A 25,755-nucleotide genomic window follows, 5' to 3' on the forward strand; every position below is an offset into this window, starting at 1 on the left:
TTGACCTGGGTCGCGCGGCCGGCGTATGGAAACGTTACCATGAAAACGTCACCGCCGCTTGGCGGCGCGCGCTGCCGCGGTCCGCGCCGCCGTCGTCGCCACCGTTCAGCGTCTTCCCTCGCGGCCTGTCTGCTCGCGCTCGCCGCGCTGGGAGGCGTCGCGCTCGCTGCGTCCGCCGCGTCGGCTGGATCTGCCGAGTCCTCGGCGTCCGCCGCGCGCGGCGACGCCAGCGCGCGCGGCCGCGCCGCGGAGGTGCGGGCCGCGCGCGAGAGCGCTGCCTACCTGCGCTGCGCGCGCGAGCTCGCGCGCACCTCGGCCCGCGCCGGACGCGTCCACCCGGTGCGCGGGCGCGGCTGCAGCACGCGCAGCGAGAGCGCGTACGCGCCCGGCTGGTCCGCGGTGCACGCCGACGCGTCGAACACCGACTACACGCCGGTTCCGGGCGCGCGGCGCTTGACGCTCGCCTGGCAGAAGCAGCTTCCCGGCGGCATCAACCTCGGGCCGACGATCGATCCGACCGGGCGCGTGTACGTCACGCACGGCTCGGGCAGCGTCGACTGCCACCTGCACGCGCTCGACGGCAAGACCGGCGAGGAGGTCTGGTGCTCGGCGGAGGTCGACCAGTTCGCGGTCGCGTCGTCGCCGCTGCTCGATCGCGACGGACGGCTGTTCCTCGCCGACAGCGAGGCGATGCACGCCTTCGACCGCGACGGACGGCTCCTCTGGGAGACGCCGATCCTCGGCGTGCCGCTCTCGGCGCAGTTCACGCCCGAAGGACGCCTCGTGTTCATCACCCACGTCGGCGTCGTCTACGTGCTGCGGCGCGAGACCGGCGAGCCGATGCTGCCGCCGCTCGAGCTCATTCCCGGCATCACCTGGACGCCCGCCGACGGCATGACCGCGTGCCTCATCGGCACGCCGCGCTGCCCGGCGGCGAACACGCTCGCGGTCGATGCGAGCGGCAGGCTGATCTTCACGTTCTGGGCGCCGGGCGAGCCGCAGGCCGGCGTGCGCGCGATGCGCTACACCGAGCGGCCGACGCCGCGGCTCGAGCACCTGTGGACCAACGACTCGCTGCCCGGCGGCAGCGCCTCGAGCCCGGCCGTGTCGTTCGACGGCAAGCGCGTCTACGTCAACGACAACGTCGACTCGGCGCACGCGCTCGACGTCGCGACCGGGCGCACGATCTGGAGCTACAGGATCGGCTTCGCGCCGGGCGGCAGCCCGTCGCTGTCGCCGGAAGGGCTGATCATGCCGTCCGGCTCCGCGCTCGGCGTCGTGCTCGCGCTGCGCGACGAGGGCACGCACGCGAGCGTCGCGTGGCGGCGCGACGACCTGATCAACCGCGGCGTCCCGACGCAGGCCGCGGGCAACATCGCATACCCGACCGTCGCTCGCGGCGACCGCGTGAACGACCTCGTCGTGATCGACACGACGAACGGCGAGGTCCTCGATCGCGAGCCGCTGCCCGGGACGACGTCGTTCACCGTCGGCACGACCGTCGGACCGGACGGCACGGTGTACGTCCCGACCTTCTTGGGGCAGCTCTTCGCCTTTCGTCCGGAGGAGTGAGCCATGCACAGGCTGCGGATCGTCGCCCTGGTCGCTTTCGTTCTCGCCGTGGTCGCGGCGTTCTCGGCGTGCGTCGACGTCACACCGGTGTATGCGCAGGACGCGTGCCGCACGGGCGCCTCGGCGCTCGACGACCAACGCGCGCTCGCCGAGCTGCGCCGCGCGATCGACGAAGCGTGCCCGTGCGCGTCCTTCGACGGCACGCAGGGCAAGACGCGCAGCGCCTACCGCCGCTGCGCGCGTACCGTGCTCGACGCGAAGGTCGCCGCGGGCGGGCTGCGTCGGCAGTGCCGTTCGGTCGCGATCCGCGGCTATCTGGATGCGACCTGCGGCGCGCCCGGCAAGGTGACCTGTGGACGGGTCACGCCGAGCTCACGCACGAAGCCCATCTCGTGCCGCATCACGACGCCCGAGCGCTGCGTGAGCCGCGGCAAGTGGATCGAGACGCCGTGTCCGACGCAGACGCACTGCATGGACGTCGTCGAGTGGACGGCGGGAACCTGCGTCGATCCGCGCGAGCCCGGGCCGTTCGTGCCGGGCGTGCGCACGATGCCGTTCGTCAAGCCGTCGGTCGAGACCGGCGAGCCGCGCGCGCTCGACACCGTCGTCTGGTACCCGGCGGCGGACGGCGCGGGACCGGTCGATCCCGGGTTGCGCGCCGTCGTCGACGCGCCGGTCGCGACGTCCGGCCGGCCGTACCCGGTGGTGCTGTTCTCGCACGGCATGTGCGGCTCGCCGCTCCAGTCGCTGTTCCTGACGTCGCTGCTCGCCTCGCAGGGCTTCGTCGTCGTGGCCCCGCCGCACCCGGGCAACACGACGGCCGACATTCCGTTTTGCTTGACGGGCGAGTCGCTGCTCAGCTCGTTCCGCGAGCGGCCGCACGACGTGACCTTCGTGCTCGATGAGATGCTCGCCGCGAGCGCCGCGGCGGGCTCGCCGTTCTTCGGCGCGCTCGACCCGGACCGCATCGCGATGTCGGGCCACTCGTTCGGCGGCCTCACGACCTACCTCGTCGAGGACCTCGACCCGCGCATCAAGGTCGCGATCCCGATGGCGCCGGCGGTCATCAACCAGCAGTCGCTCGCGATCCCGTCGCTCACGCTGCTCGGGCAGACCGACGGCGTGCTGCCGGTCGAGCCGATGCGCGCCGCGTGGCAGGCGTCGGCGGCGCCGAAGGTTCTGGTCGAGATCGAGCGCGCCGGGCACTACGCGTTCTCCGACTTCTGTCGGCCGGGCTCGGACTGCCGGCCGCCCGAGACGCTGACCTCGGACGAGGCGCACGCGCACGTGCTGCGCTGGGTGCGGCCGTTCCTCGAGCTCTACCTGAACGGCGACGACGGCTTCGCGCCGTTCTTCCTCGCGGCCGAGCCCGGCGTCGTGCTGCGCGTCGAGCGCTGACGCCCGGCGCGCAGCGTTGCGCGCGCGGGCGTCGCGGCTCGAAGGAGCGTCTCAGCCCGCCGGCTTCGGTGCGGGCGGCGCGGGGTTCGGCACGTCGAAGCCGAGCGTGCGCGGGAACACCTGCGCGACCTCGATCGGCTCCCAGCGCGAGCGCTTGGTGATCGTGCGGATCGGCGTCGGGTCGCTCATGCGAGCGATCATGCCGCCGTTCACGAGGAAGATCTGGCCGTTGATGTTCGCCGCGTGGTCGGTCGCGAGGTAGGCGACCATCGGCGCGACGTCCTCCGGCTCGCCGATCGTCGCGGCCGCGTTGGCGAGCGGCGTCTCGATGCCGCGCGACGCCTTCGCGGCGGCCTGCTTGGCGCGCGGGATGTTGGCGATCATGCGGGTCTGCGCGATCGGCGCGATCGCGTTGACCGTGACGCCGTACTTGCCGAGCTCGCGCGCGACGACGCGCGTCATGCCGGCGATGCCGTCCTTCGCGGCGCCGTAGTTCGCCTGCCCGGGGTTGCCGTAGAGGCCCGAGGTCGAGGTGAAGGAGATGATGCGGCCGCCGCGCTGCTCGCGCATCACCACCGACGCGTGCCGCGTGCAGCTCCAGGTGCCCTTGAGGTGCGTCGCGATGACCGCGTCCCACTCCTCCTCGGTCATGTTGAAGATCATCCGGTCGCGCAGGATGCCCGCGACGTTGACCAGGATGTCGAGCCGCCCGTAGGTCTTGAGCGCCGTTTCGATGATCCGCCCCGCAGACGCGAACTCCGCGACCGAGTCGTAGTTCGGCGTCGCCTTGCCGCCGGCCTGCACGATCTCGCGCACGACCTCGTCGGCGGCCTGCGTCTCCTGTCCGGCGCCGTCGACCGAGCAGCCGAGGTCGTTGACGACGACGGAAGCTCCCTGCTCGGCGAGGAGCAGCGCGATGCCGCGGCCGATGCCGCGCCCCGCGCCGGTGACGATCGCGACCTTGCCCTCGAGATGCTTGCTGGCCATGTCTCTCGTCCTCCTCGTCCTCAGGCGCTCTTCTTCTCTTCTTGACGCGGCGGCGCGGGGTTGGCGACGCCCAGCATCAGCGTGTCGGGCACGGTCTCGATCAGCTCGTCCACCGTCCAGCGCGACTCCTTGAAGATCGTCGTCACCGGACGCGGCGGGGAGACCAGCGCGTAGGACGGCCCGGTGCACAGGAAGACCTGCCCGTTGACGTTCGAGGCGAGGTCGCTCGCCAGGTAGACGACGAGCGGGGCGACGTCGTCGGGGCTCAGATTCTCGATCGCCGCCACGCCGCGCTCCTCGCGCACGATGCCCTGCTGCTTCCGCAGCTCGCGCGCCTTGAAGTACGCCTCGGTGAGCGTCATGCGCGTGCCCGCGACCGGCGAGATCGCGTTGCAGGTGATGCCGTACTTGCCGAGGTCGCGCGCGACGACCTTGGTGAAGCCGGCGATGCCGCTCTTCGCCGCGCCGTAGTTCGACTGCCCGGGGTTGCCGAACAGACCCGAGCCCGAGGTGAAGGTGATGATGCGGCCGTAGCCGCGCTCGCGCATGTGGCCGACGGCGGCGCGCACGACGCTGAAGGTGCCCTTCAGGTGCGTCGCGATCACCGCGTCGAAGTCCTCCTCGCTCATGTTGAAGATCATCCGGTCGCGGAGGATGCCCGCGCAGGTCACGACGATGTCGACCTGACCCCACTTCTCGAGGGCGCTGTTGACGATGCGCGCGCCGCCCTCCATCGTGGCGACCGTGTCGGCGACCGCGATCGCCTCGCCGCCCGCCTTCGTGATCTCCGCGACCACCTCGTTTGCGGGCTCGCTCGACGGCTCCGTGCCGTCACCCTTGACGCCATAGTCGTTCACCACGACACGTGCGCCTTCACGCGCCATGAGGAGTGCAATGCCGCGGCCGATGCCGCGGCCCGCGCCGGTCACGACCGCGACGCGGCCTTCGAGCATTTTCGCCACTTGACTCTCCTGCGTTGGGTTCGGGAGCGGCGCCGCGGAGCGCGGCGCGCGACGGACGTCCTGCCTCTTAATGGGCCTCTTCGCCCCGGGTCAACCGCCGACGGCCCGACCGAGATTTGAGCATCGCCTTACGAACACCGATAGTAGGCGGCGCAATTCGAGCGGCGTCGCGCCGCTCGCGTCTGGGAGGTTTGAAGTCGATGCGGAAGCTCTTGCCCTTGGTGTGCGCGCTGTTTGCGGCGGCGTGCGCGCCTGCCACCGTGAATCAGCAATCGGTGCGTGCCACCGACCAGGCGCCCGTCGCGACGCAGGTCGACGTCGTGCGCATCCCCTACAACCCGAACTACCCGTACTACGTGGTGACCGTCGAGCCGTTCCAGATCGCGACGGACGGCATCCCGAGCGGTCCGCCGCCCGAGACGCCGGGGGTCGTGCGCTACGGCTTCGGACCGTGGGGTTGGGGTCTGCTCCCGACCGGTCCCGAGGCGAAGGCCTACAACCCGAGCCCGCAGGGCATGTCGGCGAGCATCGGCCCGGCGGTCGCGGCCCAGCTCACCACCGCGCTCTCGAACGTCGGCAACATCCGCCTGATCGATTGGGACTACTACCAGCAGCACGCGAGCAACCCGGCGAAGCTCGTCGATCGCAACGCGAACGAGGTCGGTCCGTTCGTGATCCGCGGCGTCGTCACGGAGTTCAACGAGATCGCCGAGGCGACCGGCTCGTCGACCGGCGGCTCGCTCGGCGCGCTCGGCGCCGCGCTCGCGATCGGCGGCGCGATCGCGGGCAACAAGCCCGCGACCTACACCGGCGCCGGTCTCGCGCTCGCGAACCCGACCTACGAGAACACGGTCGCGCGCCGCACGGGCTCGGTCGGCATGGATCTCAAGATCGTCGATCCGAAGAACGGCCGTCTCGTCGGCAGCGTGGTCGCGAACGGCAGCTTCACCTCCGAGTCGGCGGCGAACGGCTTCTCGCTCTTCGGCTTCGGCAAGGCGAGCAACGCGTTCGCCGCGAGCGCGCTCGGACAGGCGAACCGCGCCGCGATGAACTCGGCGACGCAGCAGATCATCGAGCGTCTCGAGTCGGCGTACCCGTGACGTGAAGAGGGCAGGCGATCGCTCCGTCGGGCTCGCGCGAGCTCGACGGGGCGACCGTCTCGCCCGCTCGATGCGGTCTCCGGACCGCTCCTCGCGCCGCGTTTCTCCGCGCGGCCCTCGCCGTCAGGCGAAATTCGGGTAGAAGAGAGCATGCGCAAGCTTCTTCCCTTGTTCGGCGTCACGGCAATCGCTCTGCTTCTCCTGCTGCCGCTCGTCCTGCACTTCGGACAGAAGGCGCACAACCGGCTCGACATCGCGCCGATCCCGGCCGATGCCGGCTACGTCCCCGGCATGAACTTCGGCAACGCCGCGGCGCGCATCATCGAGCACGAGCTCGATGGGCTCACCGGCTGGCGGCCGAACGACATTGTGATCTGGGGGCCGAGCGTGATGGCGGACAACAACGCGAACCGCCAGCTCGGCATCCTGCAGGCGCTGCGCGAGACGGTGCGCGTCTTCAAGGACGACCTCACCAAGGTCTCGAACGACGTCTACGACCGGAACCTGATCGAGGCCGACAACCTGCTGCGCAACGACCCCTACAAGTGGGCGTTCCCGTCGGCGGAGAGCCGCTACCGCGAGGCCGTCAAGCGCCTCGACGCGTACGTCGCCGGGCTACGGAGCGGCGCGAGCCGTCCGATCAACACGCGCAACACCGAGCTGCGCAACCTGCTCTCGGTGTGGACCGATCTGCTCGGCGACGCCCACGCGGAGCTGTACAGCACGCAGATCGGCTGGTTCCAGGTCGACGACGTCTTCTACCGCGCGACCGGCTACTGCCACGTGATCGCGAAGATGCTGCCCGCGGTCGAGATCGAGTACCAGGCGGAGCTCTCGTCGCGTCCCGGGCTGCGCGGGATGTTCAACGAGCTCCACTGGCCGATCGAGCGCTGCGCGGTGATCAAGCCGATCTACGTCTTCAACGGCCGCGACAGCGGGCCGCTCGCGAACCAGCGCCGCAACCTCGACGCGTACGTCAACGAGGTGCGGCAGAAGCTGTACTCGATCCGCGACGAGCTCGAGAAGTGAGCTCGAGCGCCGTCGCGCTCCCGCGCGCGACGGCGCCGCGCCGAGATCAGCGGACGGCGAAGACGATCAGGCCGAGGAGCGCGACCGCGAAGTACGCGGCGACCACCGCGGCGCCCGCGTAGTCCTTCGCGAGACGCTGGCCGAACAGCAGCGCGAGCAGCGCGAGCGTCGCGAAGCGGATGCCCCAGCGCGCGAAGAAGCCCGCGGTGGTGAAGCTGAAGGTGATCAGCGCGAGCCCGCAGAAGACGCCGGCCAGCAGCTCGAGGATCGTGAGCGCCCAGAACAGGTTGTTGACGTTGTTCGCGAGCGTCGGTGCTTCCTTGAAGTGCTCGCGCAAAAAGCTCAGGTTGCCCTCGGAGTCGAACACCTTGTTGAGGCCGGACTGAAGGAAGACGATCGCGAAGAACGCGACCACCGCGAAGCGCGCGAAGACGAGAAAGCCGGGATCGGCGGCGAGTCGTCCAACAGTTTGCATGTGCGAGCCTCCGGCGCGTGGTTTTAAGAGCGGCCTCCGGCATGGTCAACCGCGACGCGTCGTGCTAGCCATGGAACGTGCCTGACCGCCTTGTGGGAAGGCTGCGGTGGTTGTTCGGTGCGGCGGTGGTCGTTGCGGTTGGCGGAGGTGTGCTCGTCGCGGTCGGTGTGCTGCCCGCACCTGGCGTCGCGATGACGGCGTCGGCGGAGGGCACGATGGTGGCAGTCGCACCCGGTGCGGTCGCTGCGTTCGCGGCCGTGATCGTCTTCGTCGCCGCGCTGTCGGCGATGCTCGCGTGGCGCCCGCGTCGCTTCGCGCACCTGATGCCGGTGCTCGCGTCCGCCGCTGCCGCTGCGGCGCTCGCGTTTCTCGCGAGCGGCGCGTGGCTCGGCTTCGCGGCGGCGCTCGTGTGCGCCGCACTGAGCGCGTCGGCGTGGATCGCGCTTTGGCTCTCGCCGCGTCCGAGCATCGCGACGCGCGCGCGTGACACGGCGCTGCTCGACGCGATGCTCGACGCCATCGTTCCCGCGGGCGGTCCGTTCGCGCTCGGCGCGACCGACGCCGAGCTGCGCGAGTGTGTGACGCGCGCCTTCGCCGCGCGTCACCGCGGCAAGGACACCTGGCTGCGTCTCGCGCTGCGTCTGCTCGACGCGCGCAGCATCTTGGAGCACCGTCGCGGCTTCGCGCGGCTCGACACCGAGGCGCGCGCGGCGATCGTCGCGCGGCTCGCGCGCTCGCGCGTGCCGGCGCTGCGCGCGGTCGGCGAGACGCTGAAGAGCGTCGTGGTCGGGTTGGTCTACGAGGACGCGCGCGCGCTCGAGCAGATCGGCTACGACGCGAGCTGGGTGCAGAGCCGCATCGACGCGGGTCCGAACTGCGAGGCGCACCGCGAGCGTCGCGAGGCGGAAGCGCGCGCGGCGCGCTTGGCGGAGGAGGCGCGGCTCGCGGCCGCGCGCGCCGCCGAGCTCGACGAGGAGGTCGCGCCGGTCGAGGAGGAGCTCGCCGCGCCGGAGCTCGAGATCGCGCCGTCGGACGAGGCGCAGGCGACGTCGCCCGAGGCGCCGACACCGCAGACGTCGGCGCCCGAGGCTTCGGCCGTCGACGACAAAGCGCCGCAGCTCGACGACGAGCCGTTCGATCGTCCGTGGACTCTCGGCGTGCCGCATGAGCCGGTCGCCCCCGCAGCGCCGGCTCTCGGCGTGCCGCTGCTGCGCGCCATCCGCGCGCTCGGGCCGACGCGGCCGTGATCGCACCCGCCGCCGCGGAGCACCGACGCGACGTCGAGCGGCTGCTCGCGGTGGTGCGCTCGCCGCAGGTGCGCGACGGCGCGCTGCAGGAGCGCGACCACTCGCTGCGCGTGCAGGTCTGCGTCGTCGGCAGCGGCGCGGGCGGCGCGACGATCGCGCGCGAGCTCGCGCGCCGCGGCCACACCGTCGTGCTGATCGAGGAGGGCGCGTATCGCACCGGACGCGACTTCGGCGATCCGCCGCCCGTCATGCTGCGCGCGCTCTACCGCGAGCAGGGCCAGACGCGCGCCATCGGCGACGTGCCGATCCCGATCCCGCTCGGGCGCTGCGTCGGCGGCACGACGACGATCGGCTGGGGGACGTGCGAGCGCGCGCCCGACGACGTGCTGCGCGCCTGGGAGACGGAGCACGGCGTGTCGGGCGTCGGCCCGGGCGAGCTCGCGCGCTTCTACGTCCGCGCCGAAGGGGAGCTCGGCGTCGCGCAGGTTCCCGACGAGCTCTTCGGCCGCAACGCCGAGCTGCTCGAGCGCGGCGCCAGCGCGCTCGGCCACCAGGGCGCGCGCGTCGCGCGCAACGTGCGCGGCTGCCTCGCGACCGGCGTGTGCGGTCTCGGCTGTCCGCAGGACGCGAAGCAGGCGATGCACGTGAGCTACGTGCCGTCGGCGCTCGGCGCCGGCGCTGTGCTCTACACGCGGACGCGCGTCGAGCGCGTGCTGGTGTCGCAGGGACGCGCCTTCGGCGTGCAGGCGGTGTTCCTCGGCGAGAACGACCGGCCGACCGGGCTCGGGCTGCGCGTCGTCGCGGACCGCGTGGTGGTCGCTTGCGGCGCGCTCTTGACGCCGGCGCTGCTCGAGCGCAGCGGCGTCAAGCACGAGCTGCTCGGCCGCAACCTGCACCTGCAGCCCTCGCTGCGCGTCGTCGCGCGCTTCCCCGAGGACGTACGCGCCTGGACCGCGGTGCCGCAGGGCTACGCGGTGCGCGAGCTCGCCGCAGAGGGCATCTCGATCGCGAGCACCTTCCAGCCGCCGTCGCTCACCGCGCTCGCTCTGCCGGGGCTCGGCGCGACGCACAAGAACGTCATGGCGCACTACGCGCAGCTCGCCTCGTGCAGCGTGACGGTCGCGGATCAGGCGGGCGGCAGCGTTCGCGCCGGACGCCGCAGCTTCCCCGACGTGCGCTACGCGCTGCACGACGTCGACCGCCGCAAGCTGCTGCGCGGCGCGTCGCTCGCGGCCGAGATGCTGTTCGCGGCGGGCGCGGTCGAGGTCCATCCGGCGATCCACTCGCGCCCCGTGCTGCGCACGGTCGACGAGGCGCGCGCGCTGCGCGACGCCGACCTGCCCGCGTCCGATCTGATCCTCGAGGGCTTCCACCCGATGGGCACGGCGCGCATGGCCGACGACCCGAAGCGCGGCGTCACGAGTTCGATGGGCGAGGTGCACGGCGTGCGCGACCTGCACGTGGTCGACGCGAGCCTGCTGCCGACCGCGTGCGGGGTCGCGCCGCAGATGACGATCGTCGCGCTCGCGATGCGCATCGGCGAGTGGATGTCGGACGAGCTCGGCGCGCCGCTCTAGCTCACCTCTTCTGCCGCGCGAACACCGCGACCGCGCCGCTCTGCAGCGACGCCACGTAGACCGACTTGCCGTCGTCGCTCACCGCGACCGCGCCGGCGCTGCGCAGCGCCGTGCCGTCGGCGCACTCGCCGCCCGTGCCGTCCTCGCTGACGCAGCCCTCGGTGCCGGGGAGCTGCGTGAGCGCGCCCGTCCTGCGGTCGCGTGCGAACACCGCGACGGCGTGGCTGCCCGCCGCGCCGACGTAGACGTTGCGTCCGTCGCGGCTCACCGCGATGCCGCGCGGACCGAGCAGCGCCTTGCCGTCCGCGCACGCGCCGCCGAGCGAGGTCTCGCCGACGCAGCCGTCGGTGCCCTCGAGCTGGGTCAGCTCGCCGGTCTTCCGGTTGCGCGCGAAGACCGCGACCGAGTTCCCGAACTCGGAGGCGACGTAGACGTTCTTGCCGTTGCGGCTGATCGCGATCGCGCGGGCGCCGACGAGGCCGCGGCCCTTCACGCACGCGCCGTCCGTGCCGTCCGCGCTGATGCACGCCGCGGTGCCCTCGAGCGGCGTGAGCGCGCCGGTGCGCGCGTTGCGCTTGAAGGCGAGGACGGCGTGCCCGCCCTGCGAGGCGACGTAGACGTGGCGTCCGTCGGGGCTGGTCACCATGCCGAGCGCCCCGCCGAGAAGCGGCGACTCCGTGCACTCGGTGGCGCCGTCCACCGAGCTCAGGCAGCTCGCGGGCGCGAGCGCGCCGCGCAGCGGGCCTCGATCCGTGTCGCGCGCGAACGTCGCGAGCGACGCGGTGTCGTTGGCGGTCACGTAGACGTGCTTGCCGTTCGGCGTCACCGTCAAGCCAACCGGGCGGCCGAGCCCCTTGCCGTCGACGCACGCGCCGCCGCTGCCGTCCTCGCTCACGCAGCCGGCTTCTTCCGGAAGCTGCGTCAGGCGGCCGGTCTCGGGGTCGCGCCACAGGGCGGCGATCGCGTTCGCGCCGGAGCCGGCGACGTAGACGCTCGTGCGGTCGCGGCTCACGGCGACTGCGAACGGCTGGTCGAGCGCCTTGCCCTTGGTGCAGGCACCGTTGCTGCCGGTCTCGCTCACGCAGCCGTCCTGGCCGGCGAGCTGGGTGAGGCGTCCGATGGGACCGCCGGATGCGCTCTTGTTGCGCGCGAAGACGGCGATCGCATCGTCGGAGAACGAGGCGACGTAGAGGCTCTTGCCGTCGGGGCTGAGCGCCAGGTCGAGCGCGCCGCCGAGGCCGCGTCCGACGGCGCAGGCGCCGCCGGCGCCGTCCTTGCTGATGCAGCCGTCGGGGCCGTCGAGCTGCACGAGCGCGCCTGGCGTGGCGAGCGCCGCGCTCGCGACCAGCGTCTCGAGGATCGTGGCGCAGAGAACGAGCGGGGTGGTCGAGAGTCGGGCGTGCATGCGGGCTCCGTGCGGCGCGCGAGGGCGCCGCGTCCGCGGCCGCGCGTCGGTGCGGCCGATGTCCGGAGCCGAATGACGAGAAGATTGCGCGCGCCGATTGCGCGCCGTCGCGTCAGCCGCTCAGGGCGCCGCGACGTAGACCAGCACGTCCGACGGGAACGTCCCGGGGATCGGCTCGGTGCTCGAGAACGGACGCTCCTCGAGGGTGCCGTCCGGGTTCACGGCGTAGGCGTCGACGCGGTCGAAGCCGCCGACCGAGACGAACAGCGTGCGCCGCGGCGTGCCGCCCTCGGGCGTGAAGTCGAGCAGCGCGAGCCCCGTCGGGTAGGACGCCGTGTTCGCGAAGGTCGCGCTCAGCGTGCCGTCGATGATGTTGCCGTTCGCGTCGATCGCGAACGAGTCGACCTGACCGTTCTGGAACGCGGCGCCGTAGATCCGCGTCGGCGACACGAAGCTGTCGACCAGGATCGCGTTGTAGAGGCCGCGCGTGTTCGACTCGCTCGACGGATCCTCGCCGAGGTTGCCGAACGGATCGATCGGGTTGGTGCCGATGCGCCGACGCGACTGCTGCACGACGTAGAGCACGTCGATGAACTCGCCCTCGACCGGCTGCGCCACCGCCTGGATGATCTTGCCCGGCGCCCAGGCGCGGAACGCGGTCGGGCTCGGCGACGGCGGCGTCGGCGTCAGGTCGGGCGGCGTCGGGGTCGGGACCGGCGTCGGCACGAGCGGCGACGGCGTCGGCGGCACGTCGGGCAGGTTGCCGTCGGGCTGCAGCGGGAAGCGCACGATCTGCGAGAGGCCGACGTCGCCGACGTAGGCGAACTGCGGCGTCACCGCGGCGCCCTGGTAGAAGGTCGCGTCCGGCGTCACCGCCTGCGAGCTCGCGGTCGCCGGCAGCTCGCCGTTCGGCCCGAGCTCGTAGGCCGCGAGCCGCGTGTCGGTGTCGAGGTTCTGACCGCCGCCCTGCTCGACGACGTAGAGCAGATAGTTGCCCTCGCTGTTGCGCAGGAACGTCATGTCGACCGGGTTCGAGCCCGGCACCGGATCGGTCGCGCACGGCGGCGCGAGCCCGCCGTCCGGTCCGCACAGCGACACGAGGCCGCCGCCGGTGATGTCGAACGCGAAGATCTGGCTCGAGCTCGCGACGTACAGCACCGGCAGCTCGGGATGGCGCACGAGCCGACGCGGGTTCACCACCGTGACGCTCGCGTTCGGCGTGCCGGGCAGGAAGCCGTCGGAGCCCAGCTGGTAGACGCTCACCGCGCCGCCGTTGGTGCCGAGCACGGGGTCGCGCGCCTGCGCGACGTAGACGAAGATGCTGGCACCGCCCGGGGCCGCCGTCGGCGCCGGCGGGATGTTGCGGCTCTCGCCGCTCGGACAACCCGACAGCGCCACGCTGACGCCGAGCAAGAGAAACGTGAGAGCTCGCGCCGCGCGGTCCCGATTCAGCATCCGGCCGGATATATCGGAGGGGGAACAAGCTGTCGAGATTGCGCAAACGGCCCGCGCCGTCCGTGGGTCGCGAGGTGACCATGCAGAGTGAGGAATCGAGCTTTCTCCTGCGCTTCAGCGTGCGCGCGGACCTGCCGGACGCGCTGCTCGACGACGACGAGTTCGACGAGCGCTCGCACCTGGTCGAGTGGGAGCGGCGCGTGAAGCCCGCCGTCGTGCGCGCGGTGTTCGAGGCGCTGCGCGCGCACCCCGAGTGGTCGGCGCACGTGCGCAACCGCGGCGCGTCGCCGGAGGACGAGATCGAGATCGTCGTGCAGCGCGACTACGCGCTGGGCTGAGCGAGCGGCAGGAGGTCGGCGAGGCGCGCGATGCGGGGGACGCGCGGCGCGTCCGCGACGGACGTGGCGCTGGGCCGCGCGTCCGTGGCGCGCGCGTCCGTCGAGCGCGCGTTCGTCGTGCGTGCGTCCGCGGCGTCCTGATCGGTCGTCGAGCGCGCGCTCGCGCCACGGCGGTCGAGCCAGACGGCGCGCAGCCCGGCCGCGGTGGCGCCGTCGACGTCCTCGCGCAGCGAGTCGCCGACGTGCAGGCAGCGCGCGGCCGGAAGCCCGCCGAGGAGCGCGAGCGCGCGCCGGAAGATCGCCGGATCCGGCTTCGCCGCGCCGGCCTCGCTCGACGGCAGGACGACGTCGACCAGCTCCGCGAGGCCGAGGCCCGCGAGCACGCCGTGCAGACGCGCGTCGAAGTTCGACACCACGGCGAGCCGCAGGCCGCGCGCGCGCAGCTCGCGCAGCACGGCGACGGCGTCTGGGTCGACGCGCCATGCCGAGGGCTGCGCGTAGTGCGCGAACGCGGCGAGGAAGAAGCGCTCGCACGCGTCGGCCGTCGCGACCTGCGCGAGATCCTCGACGCCGAGCGCGAGACGCAGCGACTCGAGCGCGACGCGCCGCCACCAGGCGTGCTCGAAGTCGAGCAGCGTCGCGTGCGCGTCGCCCGGCGGCGGCGCGAGCGGCGGCGCGGCCGCGAAGGCGCGCCGGAAGCCGTCGTCGAGCTTCGTCGCGTCGGCCTCGATCCCGGCGTCGCGCGCGAGGCGGGCGTAGGTCTCGCCCACCGACTCCACGTTCGCGATCAGCGTGCCGCCCGCGTCGAGCGTGACGGCGAGCAGCGGCTCCGCGGCGCTCACCACGTCGGCGCCTCGATGTTCGGGATCTGCCAGAACTGGATCAGCACGCCGTGCGCCGAGCGCGGCGACACGAACGCCGTCTTGTAGCCGCCGCCGATGTCCGCCTCGTCGACGATGCGCACGCCGTCGGCCTTCATGCGCTCGAGCAGCGGATCGAGACGGTCGACGTCGATCGACAGGTGGTGGAAGCCCTCGCCGCGCTTGGCGAGAAAGGGCAGGACGAAGCTCTTGCCGTTCGCGTCCGCGATCAGCTCCATGCGGAAGCGGCCGATGTCGAACTGCTTGAGCTCGAAGTCGCCCGCGTAGCCGATGTGGCGCGGCGCCTCGCCGCTGATCGGGAACCAGCGGCGGAAGAACCCCATCGTCGCGTCGATGTCGCGCACCGCCACCGACAGGTGATCGAAGCGCATGCGCGCGTCGACGCCGGGCATGGCCACGATGCGCGGCGCGACGCTCTCGGGCGGATCGTCGAGCTCGGGCACCTGCCAGAGCTGGATCAGCATGCCGTGCGCCGAGCGCGGCGAGACGAACGCCGTCTTGACGTCGTCGCTGATCGCGAAGCGGTCGACGATGCGCAGCCCGTCGCGCTCCATGCGCTCGACGAGCGGATCGAGCGCGTCGATCTCGAGCGACAGGTGGTGCAGCCCCTCGCCGCGGCGCTCGAGGAAGCGCTCGACGAAGCTGCCCGGTCGCGCGCTCTCGATCAGCTCCATCTTGATGTGCCCGACGTAGAAGTCGCACCAGCGGAAGTCGTCGGTGTAGCCCGGGCGCTTCTCGGTGTTCATGCGCACCGGCAGGTAGCGGGAGAAGAACTCGAGGGCCTCGTCGATCGAGCGGACGGCGATCGAGAAGTGGTCGACGCGGAGCTTCATCCCGCTGGTCTTAGAACGCGGGGCCATCTGCCGCGAGGACGCGCGCCGCTCGGCACGTCCGGCGGAGCGTGCAGCGCGGCGGCGCATGCGGCTCGCAGCGGTCTGCCGAAGCGGGGCGAGATGATAGAAGCGCCGACGTGCTCGAGCGCGTCCGCATCGTGCTGGTGCGCCCGCGTCGCGGCGGCAACGTCGGCGCCGCGGCGCGCGTCCTGAAGAACATGGGGCTCGGCGAGCTCGTGCTGGTCGCACCGCGCACCCGCGTCGGCGCGGTCGGCGAGCGCATGGCGGCGCACGCCCGCGACTTGCTCGCGCGCCGCCGCGTCGTCCCCGACCTGCCGAGCGCGCTGCACGACTGCGTGCTGGCGGTCGGCACCGCGGGGCGCGACCTCGCGCAGCTCACGAGCCTCGAGCCGCGCGCGGCGGCGATCGAGATCGTTCGCGAGGCGCGGCGCGGGCCGGTGGCGGTCGTGTTCGGACCCGAGGACCACGGGCTGTCGAACGCCGAGCTCGGGCTCTGTCAGCGGCTCGTGCGCATCCCGACGAGCGACGCCTACCCGTCGCTGAACCTCGCGCAGGCGGTCGCGGTGTGTGGCTACGAGCTGCGGCTCGCGGCGCTCGCGCAGGCCGACGACGTCGCGCCGGCCGTGGAGCGCGCCGCCGACGACGAGTGCGCGCCCGCGACCAGCGCCGAGCGCGAGGCGCTGCTCGCGCACCTCGAGCAGGCGCTGGGCGCGGTCGGCTTCCTCTCGCGCCAGAATCCCGGCCACATCCTCGCCGACGTGCGCTCGCTGCTCGCGCGCGCCGGGCTCACGCGGCGCGACGTGCGCATCTGGCGCGGCATCGCGCGGCAGATGCTGTGGGCCGCGAGCCGCGGCGAGGTCCGCGCGCGCGACGCGCAGAGCGGCGCTGCGAAAGACGAAGAGCGGACGCTCAGCGACGCGACGGGCTCAGCGACCGCACCTGCCGCACGACGACGCCGTTGATGCCGCCGCGCTCGACGAGCGTGCCGCGCACCTCGACCTTGCTCGCGACGTGCTCGAGGAGCGGGTTCGGCTGCGGCCCGGCGGTGAGATCCTGCACGAGGACGTAGAGCGTCTTCGTCTTGTCGTCGAGGATGCCGAGATCCTGACCGGCGCGCGCGCAGGCGAGCGCGCACGGCTTGTGTAGCTCGCCGCGCCGGTTGCCGATGATGAAGCACCCGGTCTCGACGACCTCGCCGCGCAGCACGGTCTCGCGCGGCACGTCCGACGACGCGGGCGCCGCCAGGGCGCGCGCGGCGTCAAGCAGCGGCGGTGCGGCGAGCAGCGCTGCGGCGAGCCACGCCGCCGCAAGGCGCGGCGCATGACGACGCATGCGCCGGGCGTCGGCGCCGTGCGGTGCTTGACGGGCGTGCCGATCGTGCATGGCTGCGGCGTCTAGCGGCCGGGTTGCGGAAATGCCAGAGCTGCGACGCGCGCCGCTTCGCCAGTCTCGTTTCTGGGAAATCGCGGACGCGGCGCGCGCGCGTCACTCCTCGAGGATCCCGATGCCGTCCGGGAAGTCGAGGCCGCCGTCCATCGTGATCGGCGGCTGCGGCACGCCGTCGACGAAGTGGATCTTGCGCACGGTGCCGAGGTTCGGGCCGGGGCCGATGCCGCCGCCGCGGACCACGAGGCCGATGTCGGCGTAGTAGAGCGTCCCGGCGGAGTCGATGCCGATGCCGAGCGGCGAGCCGGTCGAGTAGGGCTCGGGGCCGAGCGTCTCGCCGGGCGGCGGCTCGAGGACGCGGCGCACGAAACGTCCTGCGGCGTCGTACTCGGCGATCACGCCGTTGATGACGCTCGAGACGTAGAAGCCGCCCGACGGGCTGCCGACGACGCCGTTCGGCGTCGCGGCGTTCTCGTCGGCGGGAATGAACAGGCGTTTCTCGACGGCGTCGGCGAGCGGCGCCCCGGTCGCGTCGACCCGGCCGCAGCCGCCGCTCGCGTCGTTGCTGGTCGGGAAGGGCGGCTCGTAGAGCCAGATGCCCGGCTCGACGCGCGCGCTCGCGACGTACACGCGATCCTCGGCGTCGACCCAGATCTGGCCCGCCGTGCCGATCGTCACGTCGAGCTTGCAGTACTTGACGTCGAACGAGTCGAACGGCGGAAACCAGAGGATGAGCTGGCCGTCGCCCGGACCGGAGGCCTGGTTGCCGACGTCGGTCGTGAGGAGACGTCCGTCGGAGAGGAAGCCGCAGCCGTAGTTTTCCGCGTTGTCGAGGCTGCCCTGGTAGGTCGGCGTCAGCTTGCCGATGCGCGTCGCCGACAGCTCGCCGACCGAGCTTCCCGAGAGCTGGAAGAAGCCCCAGCCTTGCGGCGGGTTCGGCTGCCCGGTGTCCTCGCCGGCGATGAAGCGGCGCGAGCCGTCGGGCGCGAAGCAGATCTGCGCGTTGATGTCGAAGCCCTGCGGGTCCGACGCGCGGCGCTCGATGACCGTCTGCTTGCGGTCGTTCTCGGCCGGCGCGTAGGCGTTCAGCCGGTTGCCCTCGCCGTTGAAGACGATGACCGCGCCGCCCGGCGGGGGACCGTCGCTGCAGGCGAGCGCGAGCAGCGGGAGCGCGAGCAGGAGGCGGCCGAGGCGCGGCATGGCGCCTTCGAGCACGACCGCGCGAGCGCTGTCAATCCACGAATCGCGCGGCGCGCAGACCGCTAGCTAGCGCAGGCTTCTCGCGCTCCGACGCGGGGTCGGGCGCGGTGCCTGGCGGCTCTTCCGCAGGCGCGGTCAGCTGATGGAATCGGCCCGACGCTGCGCCTGCTCGAGCTGACGGCCGCGCTGGCGGCCCTCGATCTGCGTGCGCACGCGCGCGTAGAGCTCTTCCTTGTTGACCGGCTTGGCGAGGAACTCGCTGACGCCGAGCTTCATGCCGGTGGCGCGCGTTTCGAGGTCGTCGCGCGCCGTCAGCAAGATCACGGGCAGCGTTGCCGTGCCGGGCGACTTCTTCAGCTCCCGGCAGACGGCGAAGCCGTCCATGTTCGGCATCATCACGTCGAGGACGACGACGTCGACCTCCTGCTTCGAGAGCGTCGAGAGGGCCGATTTTCCGCCGTCCGCGAGGACGACCGAGTAGCCCTTGCGCTCGAGCAGGTGGGCCAGAAGACGACGGGAATCCTCGTCGTCGTCAACCACCAAGACTCGTCCCACGTTTTCCACGGCTGCTGCTGTCTCGCTCACGTCAAACCGCCGTCATGCCGCCTGCCGCGGCAACACCGCCGCGCCTGCGACGGAGCTTCGCGACCAGGGTCGTTCGTTTCAGCCCAAGCAAACGGGCTGCCGCCTGCTTGTTCCCCTTGGTTCGCCGCAAGGCCTCCTCGATGAGGCGGTTCTCGAATTCCTCGACGGCATTCGTGAGATCCAGACCCTCGTCGGTCATGACGGGCCTGGGGATCTTCTTCTCGGAGATGAACGACCGGATGTTCGGCGGCAGATTCTCGATGCGCACGACGCCGTCCTCGGAGAGGATGACGAGGCGCTCGAGCAGGTTCTCGAGCTCACGGACGTTCCCCGGCCAGTCGTACTCCCAGAGGTGCACCATCGCCTCCTCGGTGATGGTGACCTTGAGGTCGCTGCGCTTCTGGTTGTGACGGTCGAGGAAGTGCTTGACGAGGAGCGGGATGTCCGAGCGACGCTCGCGCAGCGGCGGCAGCGTGATCGGGATCACCTCGAGACGGTAGAACAGGTCCTCGCGGAACAGCCCGCGCTCGACCTGGAGGGCGAGGTCCTTGTTGGTCGCGGCGATCACGCGCACGTCGACCTTGATCGCGCGGTCCGAGCCGACGGGTCGCACTTCCTTGTCCTGCAGCACGCGCAGCAGCTTGACCTGCAGGACGGGGCTCATCTCCGAGATCTCGTCGAGGAAGATGGTCCCGCCGTTCGCGAGCTGGAACATGCCGGCGCGCGAGCCGATCGCTCCGGTGAAGGAGCCCTTCTCGTGCCCGAACATCTCGGACTCGAGCAGGTCGGCCGGGATCGCGCCGCAGTTCACCGGGATGAACGGACGGTCGGCGCGACGACTCGCGGCGTGCACGGAACGCGCGGCGAGCTCCTTGCCGGTGCCGCTCTCACCCAGGATCAGAACCGTCGCGTCGGTCGCGGCGACGCGGCGGATCAGGTTCTGCACCCGTTGGATCAGCGGGTGCTCGCCAATCAGCTGGGTGGGGGCGGTCGTCTGCATCCCGTTGTCTTTCCGGTCAGCGCCAGTGCCACGCGACCCTGATGAGGAATACGAAACGACTTCCTTGAAAAAAGCCATCGGGGTTCTTTTCCGTCAGTGCGCTTTGCGTTGGCTCTGTAGCCACGATGTCGTCACCTTTGCGTCGGGCCTTTAGCGTCGGCGCCGAAAATTTGCCGCCCCGCGACCCGGCTGCTAGGGCGGGCCCCCGATGCCGTCGCCGCGTAACACTACTCCCATTTCCGTCCGTTCCAAAATGCGTCGCACCGACGGTCGCTTGCCGCTCGAGATCCGACCGCTGGGCATCGAGCCCGGCTACCTCGCACATGCCGAAGGGTCTGCGCTGGTCACGGCCGGCAAGACGCAGGTGCTGTGCGCCGTGAGCGTCGAGGAGCGCGTCCCCGACTTCCTGGTCGGCAAGGGACGCGGCTGGCTCACCGCCGAATACGCGATGCTGCCGCGCGCGACCCACACGCGCAGCCAGCGCGAGTCGGCGAAGGGCAAGATCTCCGGGCGCACGCACGAGATCCAGCGCCTGATCGGACGCAGCCTGCGAGCGGTCGTCGACCTCGATCGGCTCGGCGAGCGCACGCTGTTCGTCGACTGCGACGTCCTGCAGGCCGACGGCGGCACGCGCACGACGGCGATCAACGGCGCCTACGTGGCGGTCGCGCAAGCGCTCGCGCGCCTCGTCAAGGACGGCGTGGTCGAGGAGTCGCCGCTGCGCGAGCCGGTCGCCGCGATCAGCGTCGGCATCGTCGAGGGCAAGCTGCTGGTCGACCTCGCGTACGACGAGGACAGCACGGCCGAGGTCGACGCCAACTTCGTCATGACCGGCAGCGGCGGTCTGGTCGAGGTGCAGGGGACGGCCGAGGGACGGACGTTCCAGCGTCGCGATCTGAACCGCATGCTCGACGCCGCCTGGGACGCGATCCAGCAGATCAACCGCGTGCAGGCGCGCGCGATCGCGACGCTCGGCGGACGCGCGTCGAGCGCGCGCCGCAGCCGCAGCGTGCGCCAGGTCGGCACGCGGCGCGCGGCGTCGCGTCGTTGACGCTGCCGCGTCGTTGCACCGAGGACGAGGCGTGCAGATCCGTGGCGCCGTCACGCTCGCGTCGCACAACGCGGGCAAGCTCGCCGAGCTCGCGAAGCTCGCAAACGGCGCCTTCGAGCTCCGTCTCCTGCCGCGCGAGCCGGCGCCGCCGGTGGTCGACGAGGACCAGGATACCTACGTCGGCAACGCGCTGAAGAAGGCGCGGGCCGTCGCGGACTTCGTCGGCGGGGCGGCGCTCGCCGACGACTCCGGGCTCGAGGTCGACGCGCTCGGCGGCGCGCCCGGCGTCCGCTCGGCGCGCTACGGAGGGCCGGGGCTCGACGACGCCGGCCGCTGCGCGCTGCTGCTGCGCCAGCTCGGCGACGAGCCGCGGCGCAGCGCGCGCTTTCGCTGCGCGCTCGTGCTCGTGCAGGGCGACGAGTGGATCGTCGGCGAGGGCACGCTCGAGGGCGAGATCACCCGCGAGCCGCGCGGCGCGGGCGGGTTCGGCTACGATCCCGTGTTCCTCGTCCCGAGCCTCGGGCGGACGCTCGCCGCGATCCCGGCCGAGGAGAAGAACCGGATCTCGCACCGCGCGGCGGCGATGCGCGCGCTGCTCGCGCGGCTGCGTGGCGAGACGGCGGGCTGACCCCGACGCCGACGCGGGCGCGGGCAGCGGATCTGCGACGCTGCGCGTGCGCGGGCGTCGCGGGCTGCCGCTGCTGTGCGGCGCGGCGGCGCGGCGAGCGTCGCGTTGACACGTCAGGGGGCGAGCCGTAGGTTTCTCCGTCGCTCTGCTCGGGCGGAGGTCGGTTGCACGGGGCGTGGCGCAGTCTGGTAGCGCGCCTGCTTTGGGAGCAGGATGTCGGAGGTTCAAATCCTCTCGCCCCGACTTCTCGCTCCGTATCGGACGTGCGCCAGTAGCTCAGGTGGATAGAGCAACGGCCTTCTAAGCCGTGGGTCGGGGGTTCGAATCCCTCCTGGCGCGCTGCGGCCCCCGTCGCCGCGTGGGGCCCGTGGGGCGAGGAAGCGCGCGCTCCCGAGCTGCAGCGGTCGCTCTTCCGCCGTGGCGCGTTTTTCGGGGCGCTCTCCGAGGTCGTTTCCGGCCGCGACGGGCAAGGGGCGCGCGACGGCACGTTGACGCGCGGCGGCTCGACCGATACGTCCGTGCGTTCCTTCCTGGTGGGCGTAGCTCAGCTGGTAGAGCACCGGATTGTGGCTCCGGGGGTCGAGGGTTCGAAGCCCTTCGCTCACCCGCCACGAGCGCCGGCCTGGGTCGCGAGACCCGGCCGGCGCTCGTCGTTTCTTGCGGCGTGCGGCGGACCGTGGTGACGTCGGCGGCCGCGTTGGACCCGTGTGCGCGTCGCGTGAAGTCCATCGTTGCGCGCTTCGCGCGCTCGGCGGTTGCGCGCCCACCCTGCGGTGGCTAAGAACCCGGTGGGCCGCTAGCTCAGTTGGTAGAGCAGCTGACTCTTAATCAGCGGGTCCGGAGTTCGAGCCTCCGGCGGCCCATTCTCCAACCCCGCAGATTGCGGTGACGTCGACCGGCCTCGCTCGAGCCGATGCGCTCGCGGCCGGCTCCCCGGAGCGCCAGAGGGCGACCCGCGTCTGGCGAGCGGCGCGCTGGGACGTTCCGCGCCGCGTGCTCGGTGGGAAAGCTGCTCCGGCGCCGGCGCGGGGTCGTCAACCGAACCCCGCGCCAGCGCCGGCGACGAACGGATTACGCGGACGCCGCGACCGCCGCAGCACCCTCCTGCGACCCGACGCGCGGGCGCGCGCCCTCGACCTCGCGCGGGCTCGGGTGCCACATCGGACCCTCGTCGGCCCACGTCCAGGTGCAGCGCCCGCCCGACACGCTGTAGCGCAGGAAGCCCTCGCGCAGCCCGTAGTCGAGCGCGCGCGCGATCGCGTCGGGCTTCTGGCCGGTGCGCGCGTGGACGCGCGCGCCGAGCTCGGCGACCATGTCCGCTTCCGAGCGTCCGTGCTGCTCGAGGTCCCACGAGCCGTCGGTCTCGAGCACGTCCTGCATCATCATGTCGTAGTAGACGCCGTGCCGCTCGACGCGGGCGTAGGTCTCGCGATCCTCCTCGCTTGCGGTGCCGTTGAGCACGCGCTCGGCCATCTCCCAGAAGGCCTTCTTCGCGCGCTCCTCGATCTCGAGCGCGATCGCTTCCTGCAGCTCGTAGCTCGCCGAGTCCTGCTCGGTGATCGCGTGGTTGGCGTGGAACTGCGACCAGTCGTCGGTCAGCAGGCGGATGCCGTACTTCTCGCGCTGCTCGTAGACCGCGGTGCCGGGGAACGGCGCCAGCATGTGCACGCCGGTCTCGCAGCCCATCTCGGCGAGCTTGCGCGCGAAGTCGTGCATCTCGCGCAGCGTCTCGGGCGTCTCGCCGGGCAGGCCGACGATGAACGAGCCGTGCGGCTTGATGCCGGCCTCGTTGCACATCTGCACCGCCTCGAGGATGCGAGGAATCTTGGTCCCCTTGCGGACGGTTTTCAGGATCTCCGCGTTCGCGGACTCGAGGCCGAAGCTGACGAGGATGCAGCCGGCCTCCTTCATCTTGCGCAGCAGCGGGACGTCGACCGTGTTGACGTTCGAGAAGCTCGTCCAGGTGACCTTGAGCCCGCGGCGCAGGATCTCGTCGCAGACCGCGTGCGCGTGGTCCTTGCGCGCGGTGAAGAGATCGTCGGCGAGGTTCAGGCGCTTGAAGCCGAGCGACGCGACGTGCTCCATCTCGTCGACCACGCTCGTCGCTTGACGGTAGCGGATCTTCGCGCCGACGAGCTGGCGGCCGGTGCAGAAGATGCATTGGAACGGACAGCCGCGGCTCGTGGTCATCGAGATCGGCAGGTCGAGCGCGCGGTAGCGTCCGAGCGGCACGAGGTGGCGCGAGGGCATGGGCAGCGTGTTGACGTCGATCCAGTAGCCGCGCGGGCCGTTGTTCCGGATCGTGTCGCCGTCGCGGTAGACGATGCCCGGCACCTTGCTGAAGTCACGCCCGTTCTCGAAGGCGCGCACGATGTCGACGATGGTCTCCTCGCCCTCGCCGAGGCCGACCAGATCGAGCTCGGGATGCTGGTTCAGCGTCGACTCGGCGCAGAAGCTCACGTGCGCGCCGCCCATTGCGGTCGTGATCGACGGGTCGATTTGCTTGACGTTGCGGATCACGGAGATCGCGGCGTTGAAGGTCATGGTGACCGAGGTCGCGCCGACGATGTCCGGCTGGAACTCGTTCAGGACGCGCTCGAGCTTCGGTCGGTCGCAGGCGGTGACCACGAGGTCGAGCACGCGGACCTCGACGCCGACGCGCTCCAGGGCACCGGCGAGATACGAGATCCCGAGCGGCGGCGAAGGGATCTCGGCGATGGGATAGAACGGATTCACGAGCAGAAAGCGCATCGACGGCCTCCATGTGTCACGCCTCTGGCGTGGGCGCGCGGAAGGATGCCCGGAAAGCGGATCCGATGCGAGCGTTTCGCGTCTCCCGGACGCTCTTCGCGCTTGAGCCGCGCCAGCCGACGTTGCTAGTTCGGTAGACCTTCGCCATGCCCGCCGCGACCATCAAGGACCGCACCGCGATCGTCGGCATCGCGCAGACCCGCTTCGGCAAGGGGCTCGCGGACAGCGAGCTGTCGCTCGCCTGCCAGGCGATCTCGATGGCGCTCGACGACGCGGGGCTCTCGCCGAAGGACGTCGACGGCTTGGTCGCCTTCTCGATGGAGGACGGGCGCGAGGTCGAGGTGGCGCGCAACCTCGGCATGGGCGACGTCACCTTCTTCGCCCAGGTCGGCTACGGCGGCGGCGCGGGCTGCGGCACGACGGGGCACGCGGCGCTCGCGGTCGCGAGCGGGCAGTGCGAGGTCGCGGTCGCCTGGCGGTCGCGCAAGCGCGCCGACAAGGGCAGCCGTCCGTGGGCGCAGACCAGCAACCGCATCGACACGCCCTGGCAGTGGAGCCGTCCCTGGGGTCTGCTGCGCCCGGTCGACGAGGTCGCGATGCTCGCGCGCCGCTACATGCACGAGTACGGCGCGACCCGCGACCACTTCGCGAACGTCGCGCTCGCGTTCCGCAAGCACGCGAACCGCAACCCGAACGCGATGATGTACGACAAGCCGCTCACCCGCGAGCAGTACATGAGCGCGCGCTGGGTGTCGGAGCCGCTGTGCCTCTACGACAACTGCCTCGAGACCGACGGCGCGCTCGCGGTGGTGATCGTCTCGGCCGAGCGCGCGAAGGACCTCAAGCAGAAGCCGGTCTACATCCATGCGTACGCGCAGGGCATCCCGCCGCAGCACCAGACGATGACCAACTACTTCTGCGACGACCCGCTCGCCGGACCGTCGCACGCCTGCATGAAGCGGCTGTGGGCGAACAGCGACCTCAAGCCCGAGGACATCGACGTCGCGCAGATCTACGACGCGTTCAGCCCGCTCGTGATCCTGTCGCTCGAGGGCTACGGCTTCTGCAAGCGCGGCGAGGGCGCGGCCTTCACCGAGAACGGCGCGCTCGAGTGGCCCGACGGACGGCTGCCGACCAACACCGCGGGCGGCGGCATGTCGGAAGCGTACGTGCACGGCTTCAACCTGATCGTCGAGGGCGTGCGCCAAATGCGCGGTACGTCGACCTGCCAGGTCGAGGGCGCGGCGAGCTGTCTCGTGACCAGCGGCGAGGGCGTGCCGACGAGCGCGCTCGTGCTGCGGAGCTGACGGTGGCGACCTCCGGCTTCGTCCTGCCCGGCCTCGGCGATCCCGCGGCGCGTCCGTTCTGGGAGGGTGCCGCGCGCGGCGAGCTGCTGATCCAGACCTGCGCCGACTGCGGCAAGATGCGCATGCCGCCGCGTCCGATGTGTCCCGCGTGCCGCTCGCTCAGCGAGCGCTGGACGAAGGTCTCGGGGCGCGGACGCATCTGGTCGTTCGTCGTCGCGCACCCGCCGCTCTTGCCGGCGTACGCGGAGCTCGCGCCCTACAACGTGATCGTCGTCGAGCTCGAGGAGGATCCGACGCTGCGCCTGGTCGGCAACCTCGTCGAGTCGGCCGACGGACCGATCAACGCGATCGATCCCGCGACGATCCGCATCGGCGAGCCGGTGCAGGTCGTGTTCGCGCGGGTCGAGCACGTCGTGCTGCCGCGCTGGGTGCGGGCGACCGCACCGTGAGCACGCCGCGCGCGTCCTGAGCCGACGCCGCGCGCGAGCGCAGCAGCCCGACGCGAGCCCGAAAACGCGTGCGCCGCCGCGGTCGGGTGACCGGCGGCGGCGCGACGCCAACGAAAGC

Annotated in this window: 24 protein-coding genes and 4 tRNA genes; 16 read left to right on the forward strand and 12 right to left on the reverse strand. The window is 71.8% G+C overall.

Going from position 1 to position 25,755, the window contains the following annotated elements; translation table 11 throughout:
* The first annotated feature begins 252 nt into the window (after nucleotides 1-252).
* Both VIS07_04980 and VIS07_04985 read left to right on the forward strand, forming a co-directional pair.
* Entirely contained in the window at nucleotides 253-1,572 is a 1,320-nt protein-coding gene (locus VIS07_04980) for a PQQ-binding-like beta-propeller repeat protein (protein HEY8514853.1), read from the forward strand.
* Nucleotides 1,573-1,575: 3 nt separating this feature from the next.
* A complete protein-coding gene (locus VIS07_04985) occupies nucleotides 1,576-2,970 on the forward strand; it encodes a hypothetical protein (GenBank protein ID HEY8514854.1) in 1,395 nt (464 codons plus the stop codon).
* Between the two features lie 51 nt (nucleotides 2,971-3,021).
* On the opposite strand, the gene VIS07_04990 is transcribed toward VIS07_04985, so the two are convergent.
* Nucleotides 3,022-3,957, reverse strand: a complete 936-nt coding sequence (locus tag VIS07_04990; protein ID HEY8514855.1) for an SDR family oxidoreductase — start codon at nucleotides 3,955-3,957, stop codon at nucleotides 3,022-3,024.
* 20 nt (nucleotides 3,958-3,977) lie between these two features.
* Entirely contained in the window at nucleotides 3,978-4,910 is a 933-nt protein-coding gene (locus VIS07_04995; protein HEY8514856.1) for an SDR family oxidoreductase, read from the reverse strand.
* Between the two features lie 209 nt (nucleotides 4,911-5,119).
* Between VIS07_04995 and VIS07_05000 the strand changes: the two genes are divergently transcribed.
* Together VIS07_05000 and VIS07_05005 are read left to right on the forward strand one after the other, a co-directional pair.
* Nucleotides 5,120-6,019, forward strand: a complete 900-nt coding sequence (locus VIS07_05000; GenBank protein HEY8514857.1) for a CsgG/HfaB family protein — start codon at nucleotides 5,120-5,122, stop codon at nucleotides 6,017-6,019.
* Between the two features lie 150 nt (nucleotides 6,020-6,169).
* Entirely contained in the window at nucleotides 6,170-7,048 is an 879-nt protein-coding gene (locus tag VIS07_05005) for a DUF2333 family protein (GenBank protein HEY8514858.1), read from the forward strand.
* Nucleotides 7,049-7,094: 46 nt separating this feature from the next.
* Here VIS07_05005 and VIS07_05010 read toward each other — a convergent pair whose 3' ends face one another.
* Nucleotides 7,095-7,523 (reverse strand): DoxX family protein, encoded by a 429-nt coding sequence (locus VIS07_05010; GenBank protein ID HEY8514859.1) that lies wholly within the window; start codon nucleotides 7,521-7,523, stop codon nucleotides 7,095-7,097.
* Between the two features lie 215 nt (nucleotides 7,524-7,738).
* Here VIS07_05010 and VIS07_05015 point away from each other — a divergent pair, with 215 nt between their 5' ends.
* Both VIS07_05015 and VIS07_05020 read left to right on the forward strand, forming a co-directional pair.
* On the forward strand, nucleotides 7,739-8,770 hold the full coding sequence (locus tag VIS07_05015; protein ID HEY8514860.1) for a gluconate 2-dehydrogenase subunit 3 family protein: 1,032 nt from the start codon (nucleotides 7,739-7,741) through the stop codon (nucleotides 8,768-8,770).
* A complete protein-coding gene (locus VIS07_05020; GenBank protein HEY8514861.1) occupies nucleotides 8,767-10,347 on the forward strand; it encodes a GMC family oxidoreductase in 1,581 nt (526 codons plus the stop codon). The genes VIS07_05015 and VIS07_05020 overlap by 4 nt, the downstream gene beginning before the upstream one ends.
* 1 nt (nucleotide 10,348) lies before the next feature.
* On the opposite strand, the gene VIS07_05025 is transcribed toward VIS07_05020, so the two are convergent.
* A complete protein-coding gene (locus VIS07_05025; GenBank protein ID HEY8514862.1) occupies nucleotides 10,349-11,752 on the reverse strand; it encodes a beta-propeller fold lactonase family protein in 1,404 nt (467 codons plus the stop codon).
* 120 nt (nucleotides 11,753-11,872) lie between these two features.
* Nucleotides 11,873-13,207, reverse strand: a complete 1,335-nt coding sequence (locus VIS07_05030) for a hypothetical protein (protein ID HEY8514863.1) — start codon at nucleotides 13,205-13,207, stop codon at nucleotides 11,873-11,875.
* Nucleotides 13,208-13,287: 80 nt separating this feature from the next.
* Between VIS07_05030 and VIS07_05035 the strand changes: the two genes are divergently transcribed.
* Nucleotides 13,288-13,545 (forward strand): hypothetical protein, encoded by a 258-nt coding sequence (locus VIS07_05035; protein HEY8514864.1) that lies wholly within the window; start codon nucleotides 13,288-13,290, stop codon nucleotides 13,543-13,545.
* Here VIS07_05035 and VIS07_05040 read toward each other — a convergent pair.
* Together VIS07_05040 and VIS07_05045 are read right to left on the reverse strand one after the other, a co-directional pair.
* Entirely contained in the window at nucleotides 13,530-14,390 is an 861-nt protein-coding gene (locus VIS07_05040) for an HAD-IA family hydrolase (protein ID HEY8514865.1), read from the reverse strand. The two genes, VIS07_05035 and VIS07_05040, sit on opposite strands and share 16 nt — an antisense overlap.
* Nucleotides 14,384-15,259: a VOC family protein gene (locus VIS07_05045; GenBank protein HEY8514866.1), complete on the reverse strand. Its 876-nt coding sequence runs from the start codon at nucleotides 15,257-15,259 to the stop codon at nucleotides 14,384-14,386. The genes VIS07_05040 and VIS07_05045 overlap by 7 nt, the downstream gene beginning before the upstream one ends.
* A 137-nt stretch (nucleotides 15,260-15,396) precedes the next feature.
* On the opposite strand from VIS07_05045, the gene VIS07_05050 reads away from it, so the two are divergent.
* Nucleotides 15,397-16,242: an RNA methyltransferase gene (locus VIS07_05050; protein HEY8514867.1), complete on the forward strand. Its 846-nt coding sequence runs from the start codon at nucleotides 15,397-15,399 to the stop codon at nucleotides 16,240-16,242.
* Here the strand turns inward: VIS07_05050 and VIS07_05055 are convergent.
* From VIS07_05055 to VIS07_05070, 4 genes are all read right to left on the reverse strand, one after another.
* Nucleotides 16,190-16,663: a hypothetical protein gene (locus tag VIS07_05055; GenBank protein HEY8514868.1), complete on the reverse strand. Its 474-nt coding sequence runs from the start codon at nucleotides 16,661-16,663 to the stop codon at nucleotides 16,190-16,192. The two genes, VIS07_05050 and VIS07_05055, sit on opposite strands and share 53 nt — an antisense overlap.
* A 102-nt stretch (nucleotides 16,664-16,765) precedes the next feature.
* Nucleotides 16,766-17,866 (reverse strand): hypothetical protein, encoded by a 1,101-nt coding sequence (locus tag VIS07_05060; GenBank protein HEY8514869.1) that lies wholly within the window; start codon nucleotides 17,864-17,866, stop codon nucleotides 16,766-16,768.
* A 135-nt stretch (nucleotides 17,867-18,001) separates the two neighbouring features.
* On the reverse strand, nucleotides 18,002-18,406 hold the full coding sequence (locus VIS07_05065) for a response regulator (protein HEY8514870.1): 405 nt from the start codon (nucleotides 18,404-18,406) through the stop codon (nucleotides 18,002-18,004).
* 46 nt (nucleotides 18,407-18,452) lie between these two features.
* Nucleotides 18,453-19,451 (reverse strand): sigma 54-interacting transcriptional regulator, encoded by a 999-nt coding sequence (locus VIS07_05070; GenBank protein ID HEY8514871.1) that lies wholly within the window; start codon nucleotides 19,449-19,451, stop codon nucleotides 18,453-18,455.
* Nucleotides 19,452-19,704: 253 nt separating this feature from the next.
* Here VIS07_05070 and rph point away from each other — a divergent pair, with 253 nt between their 5' ends.
* The 6 genes from rph to VIS07_05100 all read left to right on the forward strand — a co-directional run bounded on the left by rph (nucleotide 19,705) and on the right by VIS07_05100 (nucleotide 21,993).
* Nucleotides 19,705-20,502: a ribonuclease PH gene (rph, locus tag VIS07_05075; protein HEY8514872.1), complete on the forward strand. Its 798-nt coding sequence runs from the start codon at nucleotides 19,705-19,707 to the stop codon at nucleotides 20,500-20,502.
* Between the two features lie 31 nt (nucleotides 20,503-20,533).
* Nucleotides 20,534-21,130, forward strand: a complete 597-nt coding sequence (rdgB, locus tag VIS07_05080; protein HEY8514873.1) for an RdgB/HAM1 family non-canonical purine NTP pyrophosphatase — start codon at nucleotides 20,534-20,536, stop codon at nucleotides 21,128-21,130.
* Between the two features lie 169 nt (nucleotides 21,131-21,299).
* Nucleotides 21,300-21,373: transfer RNA gene (locus VIS07_05085), tRNA-Pro, on the forward strand.
* A 22-nt stretch (nucleotides 21,374-21,395) separates the two neighbouring features.
* Nucleotides 21,396-21,469: transfer RNA gene (locus VIS07_05090), tRNA-Arg, on the forward strand.
* Nucleotides 21,470-21,662: 193 nt separating this feature from the next.
* Nucleotides 21,663-21,737, forward strand: a tRNA-His gene (locus tag VIS07_05095).
* A gap of 183 nt (nucleotides 21,738-21,920) precedes the next feature.
* Nucleotides 21,921-21,993: transfer RNA gene (locus VIS07_05100), tRNA-Lys, on the forward strand.
* A 208-nt stretch (nucleotides 21,994-22,201) separates the two neighbouring features.
* On the opposite strand, the gene VIS07_05105 is transcribed toward VIS07_05100, so the two are convergent.
* The gene (locus tag VIS07_05105; GenBank protein ID HEY8514874.1) at nucleotides 22,202-23,881 is read right to left on the reverse strand and encodes a radical SAM protein; all 1,680 of its coding nucleotides are present in this window, start codon (nucleotides 23,879-23,881) and stop codon (nucleotides 22,202-22,204) included.
* Between the two features lie 146 nt (nucleotides 23,882-24,027).
* Between VIS07_05105 and VIS07_05110 the strand changes: the two genes are divergently transcribed.
* Both VIS07_05110 and VIS07_05115 read left to right on the forward strand, forming a co-directional pair.
* The gene (locus tag VIS07_05110; protein ID HEY8514875.1) at nucleotides 24,028-25,188 is read left to right on the forward strand and encodes a lipid-transfer protein; all 1,161 of its coding nucleotides are present in this window, start codon (nucleotides 24,028-24,030) and stop codon (nucleotides 25,186-25,188) included.
* A 2-nt stretch (nucleotides 25,189-25,190) separates the two neighbouring features.
* On the forward strand, nucleotides 25,191-25,637 hold the full coding sequence (locus VIS07_05115; GenBank protein HEY8514876.1) for an OB-fold domain-containing protein: 447 nt from the start codon (nucleotides 25,191-25,193) through the stop codon (nucleotides 25,635-25,637).
* The last annotated feature ends 118 nt before the right edge of the window (nucleotides 25,638-25,755 follow it).

Source organism: Candidatus Binatia bacterium (assembly GCA_036563615.1).
Classification (GTDB): domain Bacteria; phylum Desulfobacterota; class Binatia; order UBA12015; family UBA12015; genus DATCMB01.